Consider the following 21,628-nt stretch of genomic DNA (forward strand, 5'->3'; position numbering starts at 1 on the left):
ACGCCCCTCATGCCTGCCGCATCGAATCCTACTGCACCCTCGATCTTTACTGCACCTTCGTGCCATATTTGCGTGCGATCTCCGCACTGGCTGACTGCAGACTCTCCAGCGGCTCCAGCGAAGGAAGCTCCGCGCCAAGAGCTCGCAACTCTTCCAACACCATCTCCGTCGGAAGGTTGCCCACCAGAACATCCTGAGCAAACGGGCACCCACCCAGCCCGCCAATTGCGGCGTCAAACCGACGACAGCCGGCGTTGTACGCCGCCCGCACCAGCTCTCGCGCCCCCTCGTAACGGGCATGCAGATGAACGCCGACCTCTATGCCATCGTGGACTGCCATCACGTCGCTCACCACATCGGCGATCAGCTTTGGCGTCGCCATCCCAACCGTATCGGCCAGCGAGATCTGCGTCACGCCCGAATCCACCAGCAGATCGCAGGCATCGACGACCTCGTCGATCGACCACGCGTCGCCGTAAGGATTCCCGAAGGCCATCGAGATATAGGCCACGACCTCAAGCCCTGCCTTGTAGCCCAGCGCTCCCACTTGCTCGAGCGCCTCCAGAGACTCCTCCGGTGTCTGATTCTGATTGCGCTTCAGGAACTCCGGCGAGATGGAGTAAGGAAAGCCAAGTGTACGCACAGCATCCGTCTTGATGGCCCGCTCAGCGCCCTTTGGGTTGACGACAATGCCGATAATCTCGGTATCGTCGGGCGGATCGAGGTATTCGAGCACCTTCTCCGAATCCGCCATCTGCGGCACCGCGGCAGCAGACACGAAGCTAACCGCGTCGATGTGTTTGAAGCCCGCTGCAATCAGCACACGCAAGTAGTCTGCCTTCACCTCAGCAGGAATATGCAAGGGAAGTCCCTGCCATGCGTCGCGCGGACATTCGATGATCTTTACCACGTTCTAAACCCCTTCCATCAGATCCTAGGTCTGCAGAACCCCGGGATTAAACTTCGCCACCTCGGAATTCAGCGCGCAAGCTTCGAGCGCGGTCATTAAAACTTCTCGCGTCTTCGCTGGATCAATAATCGCATCCACCCACATTCTGGCTGCACCGTAGCGTGGATCAGCCTGTGAATCATAGGTCGTCTTGATCTCTTCGTAGATCGCCTTCTTCTCCTCTTCAGAGAGATGCTTGCCGCCGCGCTCCATCTGCTTCACGCGAACCTCGACCAGCGTGTTCGCTGCCGAGGCTCCACTCATCACAGCGTAACGCGCCGTGGGCCACGCGAAGAGGAAGCGCGGATCGTAGGCCTTGCCGCACATCGCATAGTGGCCTGCGCCGAAGCTGCCACCGACGATGACCGTGATCTTCGGCACCACGCTGGTGCTGACGGCGCTCACCATCTTCGCGCCTGCGCGGATGATCCCGCTCCACTCCGCGTCCTTGCCCACCATGAAGCCGTTCACGTCGTGCATGAAGATCAGCGGGATGAGGTTCTGGTTGCAGTCCATGATGAACCGCGCCGCCTTCTGCGCGCTCTCGGTGTAGATGACGCCTCCGAACTCCGTGCGCTTCGACCCTGCCTGCGGTCCCATCGCCACCGTCTGTTGCTGATGGACCTTCTGATTGGCGACGATGCCTACGGCCCGGCCACCGATCCGAGCGTATCCGCACAACACGGTCCTGCCAAAATCCTCCTTGTACTCATCGAACTCCGAGCGATCGACGATGCGCGCAATCACTTCGCGCATGTCATAAACGTTCGTCGCCGCCTTTGCGGGATCGGGGTCGATCAGCCCGTACATCTCTTCCGCTGCATACTTCGGAGCATCCTTCGTCTCGTTATAAGGCATGATGTTGAACGGAGCTCCAGGCCGTTCGCCGATTTTGCCGACAAGCGACCGCAACCTCGCGATGCAGAGATGATCGTTCGGCTCCTTGAAGTCCACCGTGCCCGAGATCTCCGCGTGCATCGACGCCCCGCCCAGGTCTTCGGCGCTCGTCTTCTGACCGATGGCCGCCTGCACCAACGATGGGCCAGCGAGAAACAGGCCTGAGCCCTCAGTCATCAGCACCGTATCGGTCATCACCGGAAGGTACGCTCCGCCCGCGACGCACATCCCCATGATCGCTGTGATCTGCGGAACCCCCAACGCGCTCATCACAGCGTTGTTGCGGAAGACTCGACCGAAGTCGTCCTGATCGGGAAACACATCCTCCTGCAGCGGTAAAAATACCCCCGCCGAGTCGACGAGGTAGAGCGTCGGAATGCGGTTCTCTAAAGCAATGGTCTGCGCGCGCAGAACCTTCTTCGCCGTCATGGGAAAGAACGCCCCCGCCTTTACGGTTGCGTCGTTGGCGACGATCATGCACAACCGTCCGCTCACCCTCCCTAGGCCTGTTACCACACCTGCCCCCGGAGCACCGCCAAACTCCTCGTACATTCCATGCGCGGCCCACAGGCCCAGCTCCAGGAACTCCGTCCCCTCGTCCAGCAGAAGCGCCAGCCGCTCACGCACCGTCAGCCGGCCCTTGGCTCGCTGTGCCTCGGCGGCCTTTGCGCCCCCGCCCTGGCGGATTTCGGCCTCCTGCTCGCGCATTGCCGCCAGCAGCGTCATCAATGCAGCCCGGTTCGCGGTAAACCGCGCCGCCTTCCCATCCAGCTTCGACTCGAGACTGCTCTCCAACTTCGCTTCCTCAGCCATTGCACCTTCCACGAAAGACCTGCCAGCATAGCACCTTAGTCAAGACGAACGCATAGCAGTATTCACGTCTCGACATTCTTACGTTACTCTGTCCCTAAAGGAAGAAGAATGCCGTGTAAACATCTTGCATGCGCGACCCTGTTGATCGCTTTCGCGCCACTCTCATCCTGCTCCAAACCACAAGCCGCGCCTGAGGCACAGAAAGCTCCGGTCGAGTCCAAGCCCTCTCCCCCCACTCCCACGACAGCGCCTGCCTCTACCGCCGTCGATCAATCGATTACAACGAACGTCGGCGACCCGGCAAAGTTCCGTGAACTCATGACTGCATTACAACAGGGCATCCTGAAGCATGACGCCTCAGCCGTGGCCGCACTCGTCAGCTACCCGATCGACATCAATCCGCACACGAAGCAGGTCCTCAACATCCGCACGCCAGCCGCCTTCATCGCCCAATACGACAACATCGTCACACCGCACATCGCCGACGCCATCCAAAAGCAGAAATATGAAGATCTCTTCGTCAACTATCAGGGAGCCATGTTCGGCTCAGGCGAGGTCTGGATCGCAGGAATCTGCAAAGACAAAGCCTGCAAGCAGGTCGATATCAAAATCAGGACCATCCAGAACACAGTCGTTCCTCCGAAATAGGTTTCGGGAACTTGAGCCGTCAAACGATCTGCGTTATCGAGATGGGCTTACAGTAAGAACCTTCTCAGAGGGAGCCGGGGGAGCCATTTGGGCCTGCTTGTGCTTCATCATGGGCAATCCAATCACGCCTAAGACGGATAAAAGCACCAGAATTGAGGCCAGAGGATAAAAAATATAGCGAGTCCGGGGCCAGAGTACCGCAGGCAATACATTAGCAATCTTGTCTCCGAGCGAGCTTGTGTACCGTTCTGGTAGTTCACTCACCTCGGTTGGTGTATTCGGAGCCTGCCAGCGTCGAGACAAGATCGTAGCGCGCACATTAGCAAACAACAGCATGGTCGCAACCGTGGCGATCAGGGGATTGCTGCCCCCGCCCATTCCCAAGACCATAGATTCAATCGAAGCAACGCGGTCCAGCAGATAGCAAAGAAAGATGAGTACCGCCGCTGCAACACTGCGCTCTCTTACCCCCATCGCCGCCAGAAAATATGCACTACCCATCAGCAGCGCGAAACCAACTTGCCCGTTCAAAATAAGTACGAGCATCGAAATTGCTGACACCCCTATGCAAATCCAGAAGCCTTGTTGTCCGACAAGATCAACGTCATATTGATTTGCAATCTCTGGCCAAAAGAGCCTTTTGAACAGACCATCGGTAGGCTGTGGATTGCTGGAAAGACCAAGTGTTTGCATGACCGGATTAGACCCCAGGCTTGTTCTATCGTCCAGAAAATTTATTGTTTTAGAGCACTAAGAATCCTCCCGTGCAAAACTTGATCTCATGAACCTGGGTCCCACCGACGCCCTCCTCGTCATCGACGTCCAGAATGATTTCTGTCCCGGCGGAGCCCTCGCCGTCAAAGGCGGCGATGAGGTCATTCCTCTCATCAACCGTCTCGGCCAACGCTTCGAGCACGTCATCCACACCCAGGACTGGCACCCCGCCAACCACATCTCCTTCGCCTCCACCCATCCCGGCACCCAGCCCTTCACCACCATCGAAGTCGCCTACGGCACCCAGACCCTTTGGCCCGATCACTGCGTCCAAGACACACCAGGAGCCGACTTCCACCCCGGCCTCGATCTTCCGCACGCCGAGATGATCGTCCGCAAGGGCTTCCGCCGCCACATCGACAGCTACTCCGCATTCCTCGAAGACGACCACACCACCCCCACCGGTCTGGCGGGTTATTTGCGCGAACGTGGTCTGAAGCGGCTATTTCTTTGTGGACTGGCCTATGACTTCTGCGTACGCTACTCCGCCATCGACGGGACAGCCGCAGGATTTGAATGCATCGTGATTGAAGATGCTACCCGGGCGGTAGGGCTTTCAGGTTCGGTCCAAGATGCAAACACAACCTTCGAAGACAAAGGCATTCGACGGATCAGCGCTATCTCCATTTTGTGATGTTGAGCTACCGTGCCGGCCATACCCATTTAGGCGCGTTCAACAGGGTCGAGCCATCCAGCGTGGTTTCCCCAAACTCTTTCAGCAGATGAAGGTGTTTGCATAAAGGCGCGGTCGCGAGCGCCTCTATCAGCACCTGAGAATGCGACACCACTATGATCTGCGTCTGCTCTGCCGCTGCGAGAATCAGCCTCCCCAGTGCTGGTAGCAGCTCCGGATGCAAACTGGTCTCCGGCTCGTTGAGCACCATCAGCTCCGGCGGTCGCGGGGTCAGCAGTGCAGCGGTCCAGAGCAGATAACGCAGCGTCCCATCCGACAGCTCGGCAGCTGAGAGAGGCCGAAGCAAACCGTGCTGCTGCAGCTGCAACTCAAAACGCCCATCCTGCACCTTGATAAAAAACCGGCTACCGGGAAAGGCATCTTCAATCGCGGTGCCAAGTGCTTCGTCGGATCGAATCTCCAGAATCGTCTGCAGCGCGGCAGCGAGGTTGCTGCCATCGTGATGGAGCACTGGAGTAAAAGTGCCAATCTGGGCAGTCCTTGCAGGGGATTCAGAGTCGGTGCGGAAATGATCGTAAAAGCGCCAGCTGCGAAGGGCTTCCCGGACTGCCAACATCTCCGGCGCCCGCTCTGGATCGGCAATGCTGGCGAGCATGCTGTCGGTATCGGAAAGATGCTGTGTCAGCATCACCGGCTCTTCGTCTTTTGTAGTCGCAAGCCAGACAAAATTATTCCTTCGATCTACGAGCGCTGATGCCTTTCGATAGGTCAAGCCGTGCCACACACACTCCCGTTTTACACACGGGTCCAGCTGAAACATCGTCGCAGGCGGAGGTGGCGGAGGATATCCCAAATCGATGCTGTATCCATAGGTATCGCTTCCAAAGCCAAGCTTGAGACTGGCCACCTTGCGTTTTGCAAGAGGCTCCACTTCGTATGTCCCTTGACGAACATCGCGTGAAATCGTCTCGGGACCTGCCCAAAATGTAGAAGGCAGCCCACCCTCACGAGCGAGAGAAGCGACCACCGCATTTTGCGCTACATCGGCGAGCAGATGTAACGAACGATAAACACTGGATTTCCCACTTCCGTTGGCACCCGTAATTACGGTCAACTGCCCCAGGGGCAGTACCAGGTCGCGTAGCGATCTGTAACCCTGAACCGCGACGGTGCGAATCATAGGACGCAGAATATCGTGATCCCTGCTTGAACCGGTAAAGCATCGGACAAACAACACTCAGTCAATTCGCAGATTCGCACACCGTGCCCGCCAACCCCAACTCCTCCGCCCTCTCCTGCATCGCCTTCAGGCAATTCCCCAGATGCTCTTCCAGCGGAACTCCCAGCAACTCCGCCCCACCCGTAATATCCTCACGCTTCACCGCCCGCGCGAAGGCCTTGTCCTTCATCTTCTTCTTCACCCCTGCCACCTCTACATCGTGGATCGACTTCGTCGGCTTCACGAGCGCGCACGCGGTCAAAAAGCCCGCAAGTTCGTCACAGGCAAACAGAGCGCACTCAAGGTGAGATTCACGCGGCACGCCTGAGTAATCCGCATGCGCCAGAATTGCGTTCAGCACCGGCTCGGACCAGCCCAACTCGCGCAGATGCCGTACTCCCACAAACGGATGTTCCTCCAGAGAAGGATGGCGCTCATAATCCATATCGTGCAGCAGCCCTGCACACGCGTAGGGTTCGGCAAACGCCTCGGCCTCGTCTCCGCTCAGCCCCAGCCTCTCGGCCTCTCTGCGGCCATACGCCTCTGTGCACACCGAAACGGCCATGCCGTGCTTCCGCAACGACTCGCCCTTCGTCCATTCCTGTAGAAGCTCAAGTGCCTCCGTCCGTCCTAATCCCATTTCTTCCTTCTCCTCCTGCACCATACAAACCGGATCTCTTCCAAGTTACTATTTTGGTTCCCTTCCGGGTTTTTCCGGCATTCTACTAAGAATTGTCGGTTTTCCTCTTGACTCCTCAGGAACCCCAGTGTCACTCTAGGCACATCACCTGCTCCGTTATCGGACATGTGATGCGGTCCTTGCTCTGGGCCCGCCCGCGTCAAGACAACTTATGGCAACCATGATGGCACCCGTCGAACAGCGTGAGGTACTACGCTGTGACCACTGCAGCCTGGTACAGTTCCGCACGGTGAATGCACTGTGCCGCCGCTGCCACAAATCGCTCGAGGTTGAAGAACCCGAGCCGATTCCGGCACCGCTTTCCATCGTTCCCGCAACCCCGGCACCTGCAGACGGCCTTCAGGTCGCCACAGCGGTACGCGATCTTCGTCACGTGCGCAACCTGTCGCAGCGTCAGCTTGCGGCTCGCATGAACGTGCCGCGCACGTACATCTCGAAAATTGAGAATGGGAAGGCGATGCCTACCCTCTCCTCGCTCGACCGCCTGGCCAAGGCCCTTCAGGTGGACATCTCCACTCTGCTGCGCGATTCCAACACCCGGCACCGCGACGAGACTGCTGTCCTGATGGCCGATCCGTTCCTTGCGGAAATCGCGGCTTACACCTCACAACTCGATGCGCTGCAGCGTTCGATCTTCCTGAATCACGTCCGCGAGCTGGCGGCCGGCCGTCGCCGCTCCGCCTAGCCCTCAGCTTAAGGGCCATTGTCTGATCCTCACCTCTGTGCCGCGCTTGGCCGAAATACGGAAAGGCGCGGCACCTCCTCCTTATCGCATAAACTCTCTCACTCGCTACCATACTGTTGGTTCATTGCGCAGCCCACTCCGGTGTGCTAGCGTCTTGGTTTGAGAGGTTGTTTTTGCCGTCCAATTCCCCCAGCCGCGTGCATGAGCTCTCTGCCGAGGAACAGAGTGTCTACCGGCAGCTCGATCCCTCCCGTATCCCCCAGCACATCGCCATCATTATGGACGGCAACGGCCGCTGGGCCGGCAAACGTGCGCTCAAACGCTTCCTCGGACATCAGCAGGGCGCTGAGAGCGTCCAGTACGTGGTCGAGACCGCCTCGCGGATTAATCTTCCCTGGCTGACTCTCTACGCCTTTTCACTGGAAAATAATCTTCGCCGGCCCAAGGCCGAGGTCAGCTTTTTGATGAAGCTGCTGAAGAACTACCTCATCGGCAACGTGAAGCGGATGAACGATAACAATGTCCGCATGGCCTACATCGGCCGCACCTACGACCTTCCCCAAGAGGTCCAGGACACCATGCAGTGGGCCATGGAGTCCACCGCGAAAAACACAGGAACCACGCTCACTCTGGCTCTAAACTACGGTGCCCGTTCCGAGATCGTCGACGCCGTCCGCCGCATCCTCACCGACCTCACCACTGAGGCTCACACCCGAGGCTGCTCCGTTGAAGATCTGCTTGGGGCCGGCGCTCTCGACTCCCTCGAGGAGACCACGATCTCCCGCGCGCTCTACACCGCCCACATGCCTGATCCCGACCTGATCGTCCGCACCTCCGGCGAGCAGCGTATCTCCAACTTCCTGCTGTGGCAGATCGCCTACTCGGAGATCTATATCACCGACCGACTCTGGCCCGACTTCCGCGGCACCCATCTGCTCGAAGCCATTGCCGACTACCAGCGCCGCGATCGCCGTTTCGGAGGCCTGAACGACAACTCCGACGAGAAGATCGACACGCTGCAGCCGGTCTCCGAGCTCGAAAGCGAGATCGCCACCGAGCTGGCTCCCCCTCGCGAGCTCAGCCGCCGCTAGCCGGTAGCTGCTTCAACTGCTGAATAAAATTGCCCAGCGCAGGACGAATCTCTGCAAAGAGAGGGTTATCGCGGTGCGCCAAAGTAACTTCGCTGAAGAGCTTCAACCCAACGCCAAGCGAAGCTGTCGTACCTGCAGAAAACGGCAGCTTCGCCTCAAGTCGGCGGACGATCTCCAGGATGTCATCGTGATTGGCCGCGTAGAACGTGAGGCTATGCCCGGTTACGGACTCGCCCTTCGCGTCGGCCAGTTTTTCGACTGTAACCCTGTATCGGTAAGAGTTCACGTTAGATTCTCTCGATCTGCTTGGCCGCGGCGTCGATGATGTCGGTGACCGCATGGATCTGCTCCGTCGTCAGCGATCCCATCTTCATCCGCAATGCCATACGAAGGTTTTCGACTGCTCGCTCGATTTGCTGAGGACGCTGGGTGGCATACTGCGCTTTGAGATTCTCGATCCTTGTAAACAGCGCATCCACCGTCGCCTTGTTCTCGGCCAACGCCTTCGCGCCCTCTTCGGTAATCGTGTATAGCTTTCTCGTGCCTTCGGTGACGACGCTTGCGTGGCCCATTTCCTCCAGCATCGTCAGCATCGGGTAAACCACTCCCGGGCTCGGGGTATAGTTTCCGCCCAGCCGTTCCTGAATCGACTTGATGATCTCGTATCCATAGCTCGGCTTCTCCGAGATGAGCTGCAGAATGACGTAACGCAGGTCCCCCGAGCCGAACATACGGCCTTCGCCGCGTCCGCGTCCTCTGAATCCGTGGCGTCCTGGACCAAATCCGCCAAAGTTTCCGCAGAATCTCTGCTGCCGGTGGTGCTGATGTTGTTCTCCGCGAAATTCTTCTCCTTCGCGAAAACCTCTGAAATGTTCGTAATGCATAAATTTACCTCTCATGAGAGAAACAGTATCAAGATATATCTTTATATGTCAAGTAATGTCTCGTCTCTATATTTTTCCGAGAGATATACTGTGTGAGCCTCCAATGAAGCGAATCCTTACTGCCATTGTTCTTATCCTCGCTGTCTTTGCTCTGCTCTTCTTTGGCCAGCTCTGGATGATCGCCCTTGCCGCCGCGCTCGTCGCTGAGCTGGCCGCCTATGAGTACCTCAAATTAGCCGCTGTCGGCGCCGAAGCTCACGACGCCCACCTGCGCATTCCCATCTGGTGGATGGCACTCGGCACCGCGCTCGCCTTTGTCGTCACCCTCACCAATTTCCCTGTCGAGGCGCAACTCCCCGTTCTCTGTGCGCTTACGCTGGTTCTCTTTGCCTGGAATTGTTTCCGTGCTCCCCTGATCCAGGTTCTTCCGGATACCGCGCAGGGACTCTTCGGCCTGTTCTGGATCGCCTACCCGCTCACCCTCATCCCTATGCTTTGGAAGCAGGAGGACGGCCCAGCGCTCGTCCTCTTCCTGATGGTCTGCGTCTGGTCTGGGGATATCGCGGCTCTTTACATCGGCAAAGCTTTCGGCCGTCATAAGCTCGCTCCTCGCATCAGCCCCGGCAAGACGTGGGAGGGATCGATCGCCTCCATCGTCGGCAGCATCCTCGCCGCCTCTCTGGTCCTCTGGATCAGCGATACGCTGACCGCGCGTGGGAACCTGATGCTGCACATTACTGAACCCACCTGGCAGACCCTGGTCCTTGCAGCCATTCTCAACATCGCAGCCCAGTTAGGCGATTTGCTGGAGTCCGCTGTCAAGCGCGGCGCGGGCGTGAAAGACTCCGGAACCATGCTTCCCGGCCACGGCGGCATTCTCGACCGCATCGACGCTCTCCTCGTAGCCGCGCCTGTGTTGTGGTTTGCCCTTTTACTCAAGGATTACTTCGGCTTCGGCCGGTTCTAATCGCCACTCCCTGACACATCTGCGAAAATAGAACCCGTGAAAAAGCTCGCCATCCTCGGCTCCACCGGCTCCATCGGCACCTCAACCCTCTCCATCTGCGAGTCCTTCCCCGACCGTTACCGGCCCATTGCATTGGCTGCGGGCCAAAATCTTGAGGCCGCTTTCGCCCAGTGCGTACGCTGGCATCCGCAGGTCATCTCTATCGCCACCGAGGAACTCGCCGCCGAACTTGAGAAGCGACTCAAGGCGGCAGGAATCAGCGACGTCGAGGTCGTCCACGGCACCGCCGGAACCGTTCATGTAGCCACCCTGCCTGAGGTCGACTTTGTTGTCTCCGCCATCGTCGGCGTCGCCGGACTCGACGCCACCTACGCCGCCATCAAGGCCGGTAAGACCATCGGCCTCGCCAACAAGGAGTGCCTCGTCGCCGCGGGCGAGCTCATCATGGCTGCGGCCAAAGAGCATAACGTCGCTCTGCTCCCCATCGACTCCGAGCACAATGCTGTCCACCAGTGCATGCGTGGAGGAGAAGCCCGTGAGGTCCGGCAGATCTGGCTCACAGCCTCCGGTGGTCCCTTCCGCAATACGCCTCGCGCCGACTTCGAGCACATCACTCCCGCCCAGGCCCTCAAACACCCCACCTGGGTGATGGGGCAGCGCATCACCATCGACTCCGCCACGTTGATGAACAAGGGTTTCGAGGTCATCGAGGCCTGCCGCCTCTTCTCCCTTCCCCCGGCACAGGTCCGCGTCACAATCCACCCGCAGTCCACCGTCCATTCCATGGTCGAGTTCATTGACGGCAGCATCCTCGCGCAGATCTCCGTGACTGACATGCGCCTGCCCATTCTCTACGCCTTGGCCTACCCCGAGCGCGTTGATGCTGCTCCCGCCTCCGGGCTCACGTTCGATCTCGCCGCGTTGAGCCAGTTGGACTTCTCGGCCCCGGATCTTGAGCGTTTCCCTTGCCTGCGGCTGGCCTATGAGGCTGCCGAAACCGGAGGCGAGGCATGCATTGCCCTCAATGCGGCGGATGAAATCGCCGTTGCCGCCTTCCTCCAGGGCCACATTCCTTTCCTGGGTATCCCGCGTACAATAGAGCAGGTGCTGCAACAAACCTCAGGCCGTCATCCTTCGTCTATCCAAGAAGTGCTCGAAGCCGATCTTACGGCGCGAGCGCGTGCCCGTGATGTAATCGCTCACCAGTTTTCAGGCGTTCTTCGATAAGCCGCAACGATTCTCCGAGCGAGGTCCTTACTCTTTCATGTCCACCATCATTCAATTAGGTATCGTGCTCGGCATCATGGTGCTCGTGCACGAGTTCGGCCACTTTGCCGTCGCCAAGCTCTGCGGCATCCGCGTCGAGACCTTCTCCATTGGCTTCGGCAAACGTCTCTTCGGCTTCCGTCGCGGCGATACCGACTATCGCCTCTCCCTGCTTCCCCTTGGCGGTTACGTCAAGATGTCGGGAGACAATCCCGGCGAAGCTCCTACCGATCCCGGCGACTTCAATGCGCACCCCCGGTGGCAGCGCGTCCTTGTAGCCCTCGCCGGGCCTTTTGCCAACTTCATCCTGGCCCTCGGCCTGATGACGGGCGTCTCGATGCTGCACAACGAGGTTCAGGAATACATCTCTGGCCCCGCCCTCACGGACTACATTCCGGTCAACACCGCGGCCTCGCGTACGGGAATCCATTCCGGAGATCTCATCGTCCACTACGACACCGTAGAGAACCCTACCTGGGATCAGGTCGCCATTCGATCCTTGCTTAACATCAACCAGAATGTCGCCTTCTCTTACCTCCACGACGGCCAGCGGGTCAACACCAGGCTCTTCGTCGAAGCCAAGGAGGGCGCGGATAATTTCTCCCTCGACAGGCTGGGCCTCATCCCCAAGATGCAGAACGTCCCGGTTCAGGTCGACTCTCTCGAGCCGAATATGCCTGCCGCGCACGCTGGTTTGAAGTCAGGAGACCAGATCACCACCATCGATGGCCTTCAACTTCACTCCGTACCTGCGCTGCTTGCCTATCTGCAGGATCAAGCTGGCAAGCCTGCTGCACTGACCATCCTTCGCAGCGGACAAAGCCTTCCCCTCCAGATCACGCCGCAGCTTGCGGAAGTTGGCGACGGAACCAAGGACTACCGGCTCGGCTTCCGTCCTGTCCAGCCGCCGGTGAAGGTCGAGAGGCTTCCCTTCGGCAAGGCTGTCGCGGCTTCGTGGGAGTACAACAAGAAGGGCTCCATGCTGATCGTCGAGGTCCTCAAGCGGATGTTCACCCGCCAGGTCTCCGTGCGCTCGCTCTCCGGCCCCATTGGAATCGGCCAGCAGATTCATCAGGCTGCCGCAATGCCGGGATGGATGCCGATCATCGGCCTGATGGCCTACATCTCTCTGAACCTCGGGATCTTCAACCTGCTTCCTATTCCCATCCTTGATGGTGGCATGATCCTCTTCCTCCTGGTCGAATCCATCATGCGTCGCGACCTCAATCAGCAGCTCAAGGAACGTGTGTACCAAGTCGCCTTCGTCTGCATCCTTGTGTTCGCCGCGATGGTCATCTTCAACGACATCAGCAAGCTGAATATCTTCGCGCGAGTGAAGCCCTGATTTAGCGCTGTTCAAAATCAAGAGGCGGTCGGCATGAGAGTCCCTTTGTTCTCACACTGACCGCCTCTTATTTCTTATGCATTCTTCTAGTCGTCGTCCCCGCTCACTCGACCCAGGTTCCGAGGCTGCCCTGCCGGTCTCTGGTCCAGCTCCGATCGGCCCCACTTTGTCTTGCCCATCGTCACCGTAGCAATCACGATCAGCAGAACAACGACCGCTCCACCCCAAAGAACAGGATTCATAGCACACCTCCGTTTGATCTGAGGTCAGGCCGCCCTCCTTCGGTTGCTTGGAACTCTAGCCGGCGATATCTCTTGCCTGGAGCTCGGAGACAATCTCTCCGGCCGCCCTGCGCGCATCTTCTTCCCGGTCCGGAGGAAAGCTGATTGCTCCAACCCTCGCATGGCCGCCGCCGCCATAGCGCTCGCAGATCACCGCCAGGTTCGCCAGCTTCTCAGCCGGTAGCGGCGTCCAGGGATTCGTCCCGACCGCAACCTTCGTCCGGAAGCTCGACTTGCTCAGGCCGACATTGTACGTCCCCCCGGGAAACAGGTAATAGGGAATAAATTTGTTGTAGCCTTCGGTCGGATAATCCGTGATGTCGAATTGAATTACCCCCCGCTCCATGGAGGCGCGCTCCCCAATCAGCTTCAGCGCAGCCTGGTGGCGTTCCATCAATGGCCCCAGCAGCTCCTGTACAAACGGCTGATCCAGTACCTCTTGCAACGGCATCTCCGTCAGCAAGGGGATCAGTTTCTTCCCCAGGGAATCATCCTGAGTGCTCTCGATCACCATCGTCAGCTTCATCGCAGGAGCGGCCATATCCACAGCAGCCGTCGCGCTCTCATACTTCGCCCCGTCCACGATATCGGCCCAGTAACGCAACTCCGCAAGCGCTTCCGCGTTGAATCCGAACTTGTTCGTCGCCACGTCGAGGATCAGCCCTGTGCACGACGTATAGCTCGGGTCGTAGAACTTCCGCATCGACTGCGTGCCATCGGCCTGTCCCCGCTCATAGTCGGCCTGGTCCTCTGGCGTCAGAAACGCGCTCAGATGATGATCGAACCACCAGGTCACCTTCTTCGAAGCCGAATACTTGAAGTCGACGATTGCATTCTCGCCCTCGATAAAGTCGCTCTCATCGAACAGCGCACCCGCGCGATGCACCAACCCGTGATACGAAAACTCCGAGGCAGTCTTAATGCACTCCCGGTGAAACCGCGTAAACACCGAAGCCGAGCAAGCCCCGTCGAAACATTTGTCGTGAAAAAAAATTCTGCAGTCCAAGATCAAAGCCCCCATCGTCCGAACGCCTGTCTACCGCACTCGAAGAAGCTTTAGAATATCCGCACCTTTCTCGATCTCCAAGCTGCGAAGCACGGCTCGTATATCCTCTCTGAAACGCAGCAGGTCACTCTCGTGAGGCCCCTATTGTCCGATATCGTTCCCGAAGCTCCAGACATGTCTCCTGAACCGAGTCCTTCACGCATCTTCATCGGCCCACATGGGCTCCGCGCGGGATGGAGCTTGCTGATCGCACTTGCTCTCTTCCTCACGTTTATCTTTGGCCTGACGTCCATCCTTCGCGCAACCCATCTGGTCCCATCGCACGCAATGGAGCACACGCCCGGCCCGTTCCCTGTATTTATCTCCGAAGCAGCCGCTTTTCTAGTCGTCGTACTCGTCACCTGGATCATGTCGACGATCGAGCGGCGCCCCATCTCTGTCTATGGCCTTGGAGGCGATCGAAAGATCATGCGCCTTCTCGTCGGAACGATCCTTGGACTGATAGCGATTTCGCTGCTCGTCTTAATCCTTCTGAAGTCCGGCTTGCTCGTTATCGACCGCCGACTGCTCTTCGGTTCGGCGGTTCTTCACTACCTTCTTCTCTGGGTTCCCGGCTTCCTCGCCATCGGACTCTTTGAGGAATATCTCTTCCGCGGCTATCTCCAGTACACGCTGGCTCGTGGCCTCTCCGATCTCGCGCGATATCTTCCAGGCACTCCCGATCCTCGTGCGGTCGGCTTCTGGATCGCGGCCTTCATCGTCTCGTTCGGCTTTGGAGCAGTCCACGGCTCCAACCCCGGCGAAAGCCCCGCGGGACTCGTCTGCGCGGGCGTTGCCTCTCTGATCTTCTGCTTCAGCCTGTGGCGAACCGGGTCTCTGTGGTGGGCCGTCGGCATGCACGCCGCATGGGACTACGGCCAGTCCGTCCTCTTCGGTGTCGCCGATAGCGGAGCCATCTTCGACCATCGCCTCCTCCAGACCCATCCAGTGGGCTCGCCTCTACTCAGCGGCGGAGCCACGGGTCCGGAAGGAAGCATCTTCTGTCTCATTCCCCTTATTCTGCTGGCTGTGATCATCCACCTGACACAGCCTCGCACCGCGAACAGCTATGCGGCGATGATGCCTCTTTTGCCGCCTCCGCCACACGACGATCCTGAAACACTTCCCTCTGCTACGAGTTGAGCTCGAACTTCGTCTCCTCCAGATCCAGTTCGCGCTCCAGTCTCCTCAGCACGTCATCGCTGATGCGCCCCTCATCGCGCAGCTGGATGATCGTGTGCCGCTCTACCTGCGCCGCGGCTTTGGCAGCCCGGCTCAGCGTCTGGTACACCTCTGTCTTCGAAGCCTCATGTCCCTCTCCCTGGCTCACCTCTGCCAGCCGATGCTCGTATCGGTCGATCAGGTCGTCGAACGCGTGCTCGAGACCGTCTTCGGTCTGGCTCCTTCCCTTCTCCAGGTATGCGATCGCATCCTTGATGGCCAGTTCTCGCGCACACCGCTCCTCAGGCTCCATCCCCTTCTTCCTCGTCAGGCCTAATGCGCGGATCACAGAGGGCAGCGTCAATCCCTGAAGAACCAGCGTCACCAGAATGACCGAGAAGGTCAGGAATACGATCAGGTTTCGCTGCGCGAACTCGCGCCCGTTGACGATCTCCGGAACCGAGACAGCAGCCGCCAGCGCGATAACTCCCCGCATCCCCGTCCACCCGATCACAAAGCTCTCGGGTGGCGTAATCGGTTCGTCTTTGGGATGCCGCCACTTCTTGATCAGGTTTGCAAACTTCACTGCCGGGGTCACCCAGACAAGACGTAGCGCAATCAGGGTCACGCTGAAGATCACGCCATATTCAATCAAGGTCAACTGGCTGAAGCCCCCGTGGATGCCCGCCAGCACATACGGCATCTGCAAGCCGATCATGACAAAGACAATGCCATTCAGCACAAAAGTCATCGCCTGCCACGCGCCTGTTACCTGAATCCGTACTGAAGGAGAAAAGATTCTCGCGCTCTGCCGGCTCAGGTAAAGCCCCGAAGCCACGACAGCAAGCACGCCCGAAGCCTTGGCCTCCTCACCCGCAAGATAGGACGCGTAAGGAACAATCAGACTCAGAACCAGCTCAATCGGGCCGTTGTCGATAAAGCGTTCAAAGGTCGCTACGATAACACCGATCACCAATCCGATTCCAAGACCGCCAAAGATCAGATACAGCAGCCTGATGGCTCCTTCCTCCACCGTTGGCAGGTCGCCGCGCTCCAGGAGCCCCAGGCCGATCTCCAGCGCAAGCAAGCCGGTCGCGTCGTTCAGAAGGCTCTCCCCCTCCAGAATGTCCACAATCTGGCGCGGCAATCCGAGCGACTTTGCCACCGAGGTCGCTGCAATCGCATCGGTCGTGGAGAGCACTGCGCCAAGCAGGAAGCCAGCCTTCCAATCCAGAGCCGTGATGAAACGGTCAGAAAACTCGGCGACTCCCCATACGGTAAAGCCCACGAGTCCCACTGCCAGCAGAGCAATGATCAGGAGGTTCCGTCGAAAATCCCTCCACGAGACGGCCCATGCGGCGGCATACAGCAGCGGGGGCAGGAAGATCACAAAGACCAGGTTCGGATTCAGCGGGATCCTGGGCATGTGAGGCACAAAGCTCAGCCCCAGACCGGCCAGCACCAGCACAATCGGGTACGGCACCTTTAGCCGGTGCGCCATCACCGCGAACACTGCCACCATCGCCAACAGCAGCAGCACCACTCTCTCGATTGCATGGAGACTGATCGCCGACTCCAAAGAGCCCTCCCTTTGATCCGTGTCTTGTACGACCCAGTAAAACAAAATTCGTCATCTGCTGTCGCCATCTGTCCCATACCTGGGCTACAACCCACCTCTCTCCTCCTCGAGCATTTAGACTCGTGCTTAACAAGATGAGTCCTTTGCAACCCAATGACGAGCCGACCCTGATCCAGCGCAGAAGACACAGCGATTCCCCTTCACCTCGCCGACAGCGGGGTCGACTTTCCAGGTTTTTCACCATCGCTGTCTCTATCCTGCTTATCGTCGGCCTCACCGCATTCTTCGCCGCCCGCAGCTACGTTCGCCATGTGCTCATCGCCTCGCTTCCACAGACGGATGGCGCGCTCGTCGTCCAGGGCCTTTCGGCTCCCGTCGCAGTCCAGCGTGATGCCCACGGCGTTCCTCATATCCGCGCCGCCTCGCTTGATGACCTCGTCTTCGCGCAGGGCTTCGTTACCGCTCAGGACCGTCTCTTCCAGATGGACCTCCTCCGACGGCATGCCTCCGGTGAGCTCGCCCAGGTCCTTGGCCCTACACTCCTCGAACACGACCGCATCCAGCGAATCCTGCAGCTTCGCGCCACCGCCGACCGTGCCGTCTCTGCCATTCCTAAGGAACAGCTTCACTACCTCGAGGCCTATGCCCGCGGCGTCAATGCCTCAATCGCAATTCAGAACGAACATCTCCCCCTCGAATTCCGTGTCCTTCGCTACAATCCCGCGGCCTGGACCTCCCGCGACTCCCTTCTCGTCGGCCTCGTCATGTTTCAGGACCTTACCAACAACTTTCCCACCAAGCTCAGCCGTGAGGCCATCGCCGCCCGCCTGCCCCCAGAACTGCTCGACGATCTCTACCCCGTCGGCTCCTGGCGGGATCATCCTCCAGAGCAGCCCGTCGTCGACCTGACTGCCCCGCAGGAGCTTCCCGACATTCCGCTTGACGAATCGCAATCTCAGCTTCGCCGGCCCACGCAGGGCGCTTCTCCGGCCGACATTCTTTCCCTCACCCAGGCTCTTCACCCCGCTTGTGAATCCTGCACCGCCGGCTCCAATAACTGGGCCATCTCCGGCTCTCGTACCGCTACGGGGAAACCGCTGCTTTCAAACGACATGCATCTGGCTCTCAGCGTGCCGAACACCTGGTACCAGGCCGATCTCGCTGCTCCGGCGCCCTTCGGAAGCTTCCACGTCGCCGGAGTCTCCCTCCCCGGGGTCCCATTCATCATCGTCGGCCATAACGACCACATCGCGTGGGGCTTCACCAACCTCGGCGCCGACGTTCAGGACGTCTACATCGAGCACCTCCGTGGCTCCGGTCCCTCCGCCGAGTTCCAGTCCGCCGACGGAGCCTGGCACTCCGTCCTTCATCAGACTGAGCTGATTCATGTCCGCGACAACCCCGACGTCGACCTCGATGTCACCTCCACCTTGCACAGCGGGGTCCCCACGCCCATCATCTCCCCTCTGCTTGCCTCTGAAAAACGGCCTCTCTCGCTCCGTTGGACCATCTACGACCCCACCACACTCTCCGCGCCCCTGCTCAACATCGACTCGGCCACGGATTGGCCCAGCTTCCTCACCGCCTTCTCCCAATTCGGAGGACCGTCTCAGAACGTCGTCTATGCCGACGATCAGGGCCACATTGGCTATCACGCCGTCGGAGCGATCCCCATCCGCGGAAATCCCTCGGCCAGCGCTTCGCAGCCCGCACCGGTAACGCCAAACCCGCAATCGCCGACGCAAACGCCCGCCGTGTCACCCGGTGGCAGCCCCCTGAGCCCTGTCCCGGTCGACGCGGTAACTGGTCATTACGACTGGACCGGTTATATCCCCTTCGTCCAGCTCCCTCAGTCCTTCGATCCCCCAAACGGAGTTCTCGCCACCGCCAATGCCCGCGTCACACCCGACGGTTATCCCTATACCCTTACCTTGAACTGGGCCGCGCCTTACCGCAACGAGCGCATCTGGAAGATGCTGCTCAATCGCGACCACCTTACCGCCGCCGACATGCTCAGTCTCCAGACTGACATCTACTCCGACCTCGATCACAACATCGCACAGCGTCTCGCTTACTCTATCGATCACTCCACGAGCAAAGACAAAAGACTGCATCAGGCCGCCGACCTTCTCCGCAACTGGAACGGACAGGTCGACGCCGACTCGCCCGCACCTCCCATCGTCAACGCCGCCCGCGAGGCCTTCTGGCAGCTCCTGCTCGAGCCACGCCTCGGCTCCGAACTACACTCGAACACCCAGGGCCAGAGCCTTCCCCTCTGGAAGCTCTACAGCTGGGGCGAAAAAACCTACGCTGCCGAGCAGATCATCATGCATACTCCCGAACGCTGGTTGCCGCCCGGCTACAGCAACTGGAACGAACTCCTCACCGCCGCCGTCCAGCGCGGCCTTGCCGACGCTCATGCCCCCAACGATCTTTCGCGATGGAAACATGGCCAGGCCTATCCCATCGACATCGAGCATCCCGTCTTCTCCCACTCCGCCTTCCTTCGCGCCCTCATTAACCTACCCACAGGAACGGGCATTAAGCCGTTGAGTGGAGATACCAGCACCATCAAACAGGTCGGCCGGTCCTTCGGCCCCTCCGAACGCTTCACTGCCGATCTAGCCGATCTCGATCGCTCCACCTTGAACCTCGTCCTCGGTGAATCCGGCATTCTCACCAGTCCCTGGTTCATGGATCAATGGCCTGCCTGGTATAACGGCACAACCTTCCCCATGCCCTTCACCACTGCTGCCGTCAATGCCGCCACTCGCCACACCCTGACCCTCCAACCCCAATAGAGCGGGTCGCTACAAATCAAAAACAGCCTTTGAAATCGTCATTCTCAGGGAGACAAAGAATCCCTTCCCTGCTCCCCTCTCTGCTTTACCCTGAATCTCATGCCGCGCTATCGCTCTCCTTACATCTTTCTTCCGATAGCCGCGTTCATTGCCATCGTTCCGCTCGTCGTTCGCGGCTGCTCCTGCGGGCACGACTTCGACTTCCACCTCATCAACTGGTTCGAAGTCGCACGCCAGCTCGCCCATGGAACACTTCATCCCCACTGGGCCTTCACTCCGGCATGGAACGCCGGCGAGCCCCGCTTCGTCTTCTATCCACCGTTATCCTGGCTCCTTGGAGCCCTCCTCGGGTTCGTCATGCCCTGGACCTGGACTCCCATCGCCTACACCTGGATCGTCCTCACCGCCGCGGGATTCGCCCTCTACTACGCCGTACGCAGCTATGCCCCGCCTAACGCCGCCCTTGTGGCCGCAGCTCTCTATCTCACGAATCCCTACATCCTCTACACCGCATACGAGCGCGCTGCCTACGCCGAGCTGCTCGCCGCCATCTGGCTCCCCCTCGCGCTTCACGCCGTCCTTCGACGACACATCAGCATTCCTGCAGTAGCGATTCCGGTCGCTCTGCTCTGGCTCACCAACGCCCCCGCAGCCGTGATGGGCTGCTATGCGATGGCAGCCGTCATTCTCTTCCGCCTGATCCTTTCCTCGACCGTGGGGATCCCCGTTCTCGATAAGACCACCACCAAGTCATCGCCCATTCGTCTCGCCTTGAACTCCATCTGCGGCGTCCTGCTTGGGCTCGGCCTCTCGGCCTTTTACCTCCTTCCCGCCGCGTACGAGCGTCGGTTCGTCCAGATCAACTTCGCCATCCTCCCCGGCCTCCGTCCCTGGGACAACTTTCTCTTCCAGCGCACCACCGACCCCGAACACGACCTCGTTCTTCACACCGCTTCCATCCTCGCTCTTATCCTTACGACTCTCACGGCTGCGGTTCTCCTCTGGATCCACCTCACTTCAAGCAAACCCGATACGCTGGCCAGCTCGCATAGCAAGGACGACCTGGATCTCTCCTCTTCACTGCCTTTACGAAAAGAGCAGTCGCTGGGCGAAGACGCGATTGCCCCTGAGCACTTCAAATTAGTTCTCACCTTCCTGACGGCAGGGATCGCCTTCATGCTTACCCCACTTTCGGCGCCGCTCTGGCGCTATCTTCCTGAGCTTCAGTTCCTGCAATTTCCATGGCGTCTCCTGGCCGTGCTCGGTCCTCTCTTCGGATTCGCGCTCGCACTCGTTCTGATACGGTTCCGCCTTCGCAGCTGCATCACGGCTCTCCTCTGTGCTGTCGTCTTTGTTCTTCCCAGCTATCACGCCTTCCATCAGCGCTGTTACCCCGAAGACACCGTCGCTGCGCGCCTCACCGTCTTTCGATCCTCCAACCCCGGAACCGATCCCACGGATGAGTACACCCCGATCACCGCCGACAATGACTCTCTGAGCGAGGACAACCCCGGATACTGGCTCGCTGCCGCCACGGATACGGCCGCACCGCCATCATCTGTCCCTGGTCCGGCTCCCCTTCGCCTCGACCTATCGCCTGCAACCGCAACAACTCTCGTCCTCAATCTGCGCGACTATCCGGCATGGCGCGTTACCGTGAATCACTTACTCGTCGAGACGCGCCTCAAACGTAAAGACGGACTCATCGCCATCCCGCTTCCCGGAGGGGCTGCTCATATCGAGATCAGATACGCCATGCTTTCCGATCAAAAGCTCGGGTACGTTCTATCTCTGCTCTCTCTTCTCATATTCGGCGTTCTGATCCTGCGCAGCCGTACCCCGGCCGAACCTTGCTGAATCAACGTCGCCGCGCGCTGATTTATCATCAA

20 protein-coding genes are annotated in these 21,628 nt (G+C 59.2%); 10 read left to right on the plus strand and 10 right to left on the minus strand.

Annotated features, from left to right (window positions below; all coding sequences use genetic code 11):
* Positions 1-46: 46 nt before the first annotated feature.
* Positions 47-910, minus strand: coding sequence for a hydroxymethylglutaryl-CoA lyase (locus AC5S26_RS27370; protein WP_494188130.1), 864 nt, complete (start codon positions 908-910; stop codon positions 47-49).
* 24 nt (positions 911-934) lie between these two features.
* Positions 935-2,659 carry an acyl-CoA carboxylase subunit beta gene (locus AC5S26_RS27375; protein WP_494188131.1) on the minus strand — a complete coding sequence of 575 codons (1,725 nt, stop codon included), beginning with the start codon at positions 2,657-2,659 and terminating at the stop codon, positions 935-937.
* Positions 2,660-2,767: 108 nt separating this feature from the next.
* On the opposite strand from AC5S26_RS27375, the gene AC5S26_RS27380 reads away from it, so the two are divergent.
* Positions 2,768-3,307, plus strand: a complete 540-nt coding sequence (locus AC5S26_RS27380; RefSeq protein WP_494188132.1) for a hypothetical protein — start codon at positions 2,768-2,770, stop codon at positions 3,305-3,307.
* Positions 3,308-3,340: 33 nt separating this feature from the next.
* On the opposite strand, the gene AC5S26_RS27385 is transcribed toward AC5S26_RS27380, so the two are convergent.
* The gene (locus AC5S26_RS27385; protein ID WP_494188133.1) at positions 3,341-4,000 is read right to left on the minus strand and encodes a hypothetical protein; all 660 of its coding nucleotides are present in this window, start codon (positions 3,998-4,000) and stop codon (positions 3,341-3,343) included.
* A gap of 88 nt (positions 4,001-4,088) precedes the next feature.
* Here AC5S26_RS27385 and pncA point away from each other — a divergent pair, with 88 nt between their 5' ends.
* Positions 4,089-4,715 carry a bifunctional nicotinamidase/pyrazinamidase gene (gene pncA, locus AC5S26_RS27390; protein ID WP_494188134.1) on the plus strand — a complete coding sequence of 209 codons (627 nt, stop codon included), beginning with the start codon at positions 4,089-4,091 and terminating at the stop codon, positions 4,713-4,715.
* Positions 4,716-4,722: 7 nt separating this feature from the next.
* Here the strand turns inward: pncA and AC5S26_RS27395 are convergent, their stop codons facing one another.
* Together AC5S26_RS27395 and AC5S26_RS27400 are read right to left on the minus strand one after the other, a co-directional pair.
* A complete protein-coding gene (locus tag AC5S26_RS27395; RefSeq protein WP_494188135.1) occupies positions 4,723-5,895 on the minus strand; it encodes an AAA family ATPase in 1,173 nt (390 codons plus the stop codon).
* Between the two features lie 61 nt (positions 5,896-5,956).
* Positions 5,957-6,574 carry an HD domain-containing protein gene (locus AC5S26_RS27400; protein ID WP_494188136.1) on the minus strand — a complete coding sequence of 206 codons (618 nt, stop codon included), beginning with the start codon at positions 6,572-6,574 and terminating at the stop codon, positions 5,957-5,959.
* A gap of 211 nt (positions 6,575-6,785) precedes the next feature.
* Between AC5S26_RS27400 and AC5S26_RS27405 the strand changes: the two genes are divergently transcribed.
* A complete protein-coding gene (locus AC5S26_RS27405) occupies positions 6,786-7,319 on the plus strand; it encodes a helix-turn-helix domain-containing protein (RefSeq protein ID WP_494188137.1) in 534 nt (177 codons plus the stop codon).
* A 173-nt stretch (positions 7,320-7,492) separates the two neighbouring features.
* The gene (uppS, locus tag AC5S26_RS27410; protein WP_494188138.1) at positions 7,493-8,410 is read left to right on the plus strand and encodes an undecaprenyl pyrophosphate synthase; all 918 of its coding nucleotides are present in this window, start codon (positions 7,493-7,495) and stop codon (positions 8,408-8,410) included.
* On the opposite strand, the gene AC5S26_RS27415 is transcribed toward uppS, so the two are convergent.
* Positions 8,397-8,696, minus strand: a complete 300-nt coding sequence (locus AC5S26_RS27415) for a DUF3861 domain-containing protein (RefSeq protein ID WP_494188139.1) — start codon at positions 8,694-8,696, stop codon at positions 8,397-8,399. The two genes, uppS and AC5S26_RS27415, sit on opposite strands and share 14 nt — an antisense overlap.
* 1 nt (position 8,697) lies before the next feature.
* Positions 8,698-9,294, minus strand: coding sequence for a PadR family transcriptional regulator (locus AC5S26_RS27420; RefSeq protein ID WP_494188140.1), 597 nt, complete (start codon positions 9,292-9,294; stop codon positions 8,698-8,700).
* Between the two features lie 103 nt (positions 9,295-9,397).
* Here AC5S26_RS27420 and AC5S26_RS27425 point away from each other — a divergent pair, with 103 nt between their 5' ends.
* Genes AC5S26_RS27425 through rseP form a run of 3 tightly spaced genes read left to right on the plus strand, consistent with a single transcriptional unit; the run spans position 9,398 to position 12,872 of the window.
* Complete coding sequence (locus AC5S26_RS27425) at positions 9,398-10,261, plus strand: phosphatidate cytidylyltransferase (protein ID WP_494188141.1); 864 nt, start codon at positions 9,398-9,400, stop codon at positions 10,259-10,261.
* 36 nt (positions 10,262-10,297) lie between these two features.
* Entirely contained in the window at positions 10,298-11,488 is a 1,191-nt protein-coding gene (locus AC5S26_RS27430; RefSeq protein WP_494188142.1) for a 1-deoxy-D-xylulose-5-phosphate reductoisomerase, read from the plus strand.
* Positions 11,489-11,525: 37 nt separating this feature from the next.
* The gene (rseP, locus tag AC5S26_RS27435) at positions 11,526-12,872 is read left to right on the plus strand and encodes an RIP metalloprotease RseP (RefSeq protein WP_494188143.1); all 1,347 of its coding nucleotides are present in this window, start codon (positions 11,526-11,528) and stop codon (positions 12,870-12,872) included.
* A gap of 86 nt (positions 12,873-12,958) precedes the next feature.
* Here the strand turns inward: rseP and AC5S26_RS27440 are convergent, their stop codons facing one another.
* Both AC5S26_RS27440 and AC5S26_RS27445 read right to left on the minus strand, forming a co-directional pair.
* Positions 12,959-13,114: a hypothetical protein gene (locus AC5S26_RS27440; RefSeq protein ID WP_494188144.1), complete on the minus strand. Its 156-nt coding sequence runs from the start codon at positions 13,112-13,114 to the stop codon at positions 12,959-12,961.
* 55 nt (positions 13,115-13,169) lie between these two features.
* Positions 13,170-14,174: a phosphoesterase gene (locus tag AC5S26_RS27445; RefSeq protein WP_494188145.1), complete on the minus strand. Its 1,005-nt coding sequence runs from the start codon at positions 14,172-14,174 to the stop codon at positions 13,170-13,172.
* Between the two features lie 129 nt (positions 14,175-14,303).
* On the opposite strand from AC5S26_RS27445, the gene AC5S26_RS27450 reads away from it, so the two are divergent.
* Positions 14,304-15,341, plus strand: coding sequence for a CPBP family intramembrane glutamic endopeptidase (locus tag AC5S26_RS27450; protein WP_494188146.1), 1,038 nt, complete (start codon positions 14,304-14,306; stop codon positions 15,339-15,341).
* Here AC5S26_RS27450 and AC5S26_RS27455 read toward each other — a convergent pair.
* Positions 15,331-16,938 (minus strand): Na+/H+ antiporter, encoded by a 1,608-nt coding sequence (locus AC5S26_RS27455; protein ID WP_494188147.1) that lies wholly within the window; start codon positions 16,936-16,938, stop codon positions 15,331-15,333. The genes AC5S26_RS27450 and AC5S26_RS27455 overlap by 11 nt on opposite strands.
* Before the next feature lie 134 nt (positions 16,939-17,072).
* Here AC5S26_RS27455 and AC5S26_RS27460 point away from each other — a divergent pair, with 134 nt between their 5' ends.
* Both AC5S26_RS27460 and AC5S26_RS27465 read left to right on the plus strand, forming a co-directional pair.
* A complete protein-coding gene (locus AC5S26_RS27460; protein WP_494188159.1) occupies positions 17,073-19,739 on the plus strand; it encodes a penicillin acylase family protein in 2,667 nt (888 codons plus the stop codon).
* Positions 19,740-19,838: 99 nt separating this feature from the next.
* Positions 19,839-21,596 carry a putative glycosyltransferase family protein gene (locus AC5S26_RS27465; protein ID WP_494188148.1) on the plus strand — a complete coding sequence of 586 codons (1,758 nt, stop codon included), beginning with the start codon at positions 19,839-19,841 and terminating at the stop codon, positions 21,594-21,596.
* The last annotated feature ends 32 nt before the right edge of the window (positions 21,597-21,628 follow it).

The organism is Edaphobacter sp. FHG110511_03 (assembly GCF_059115365.1).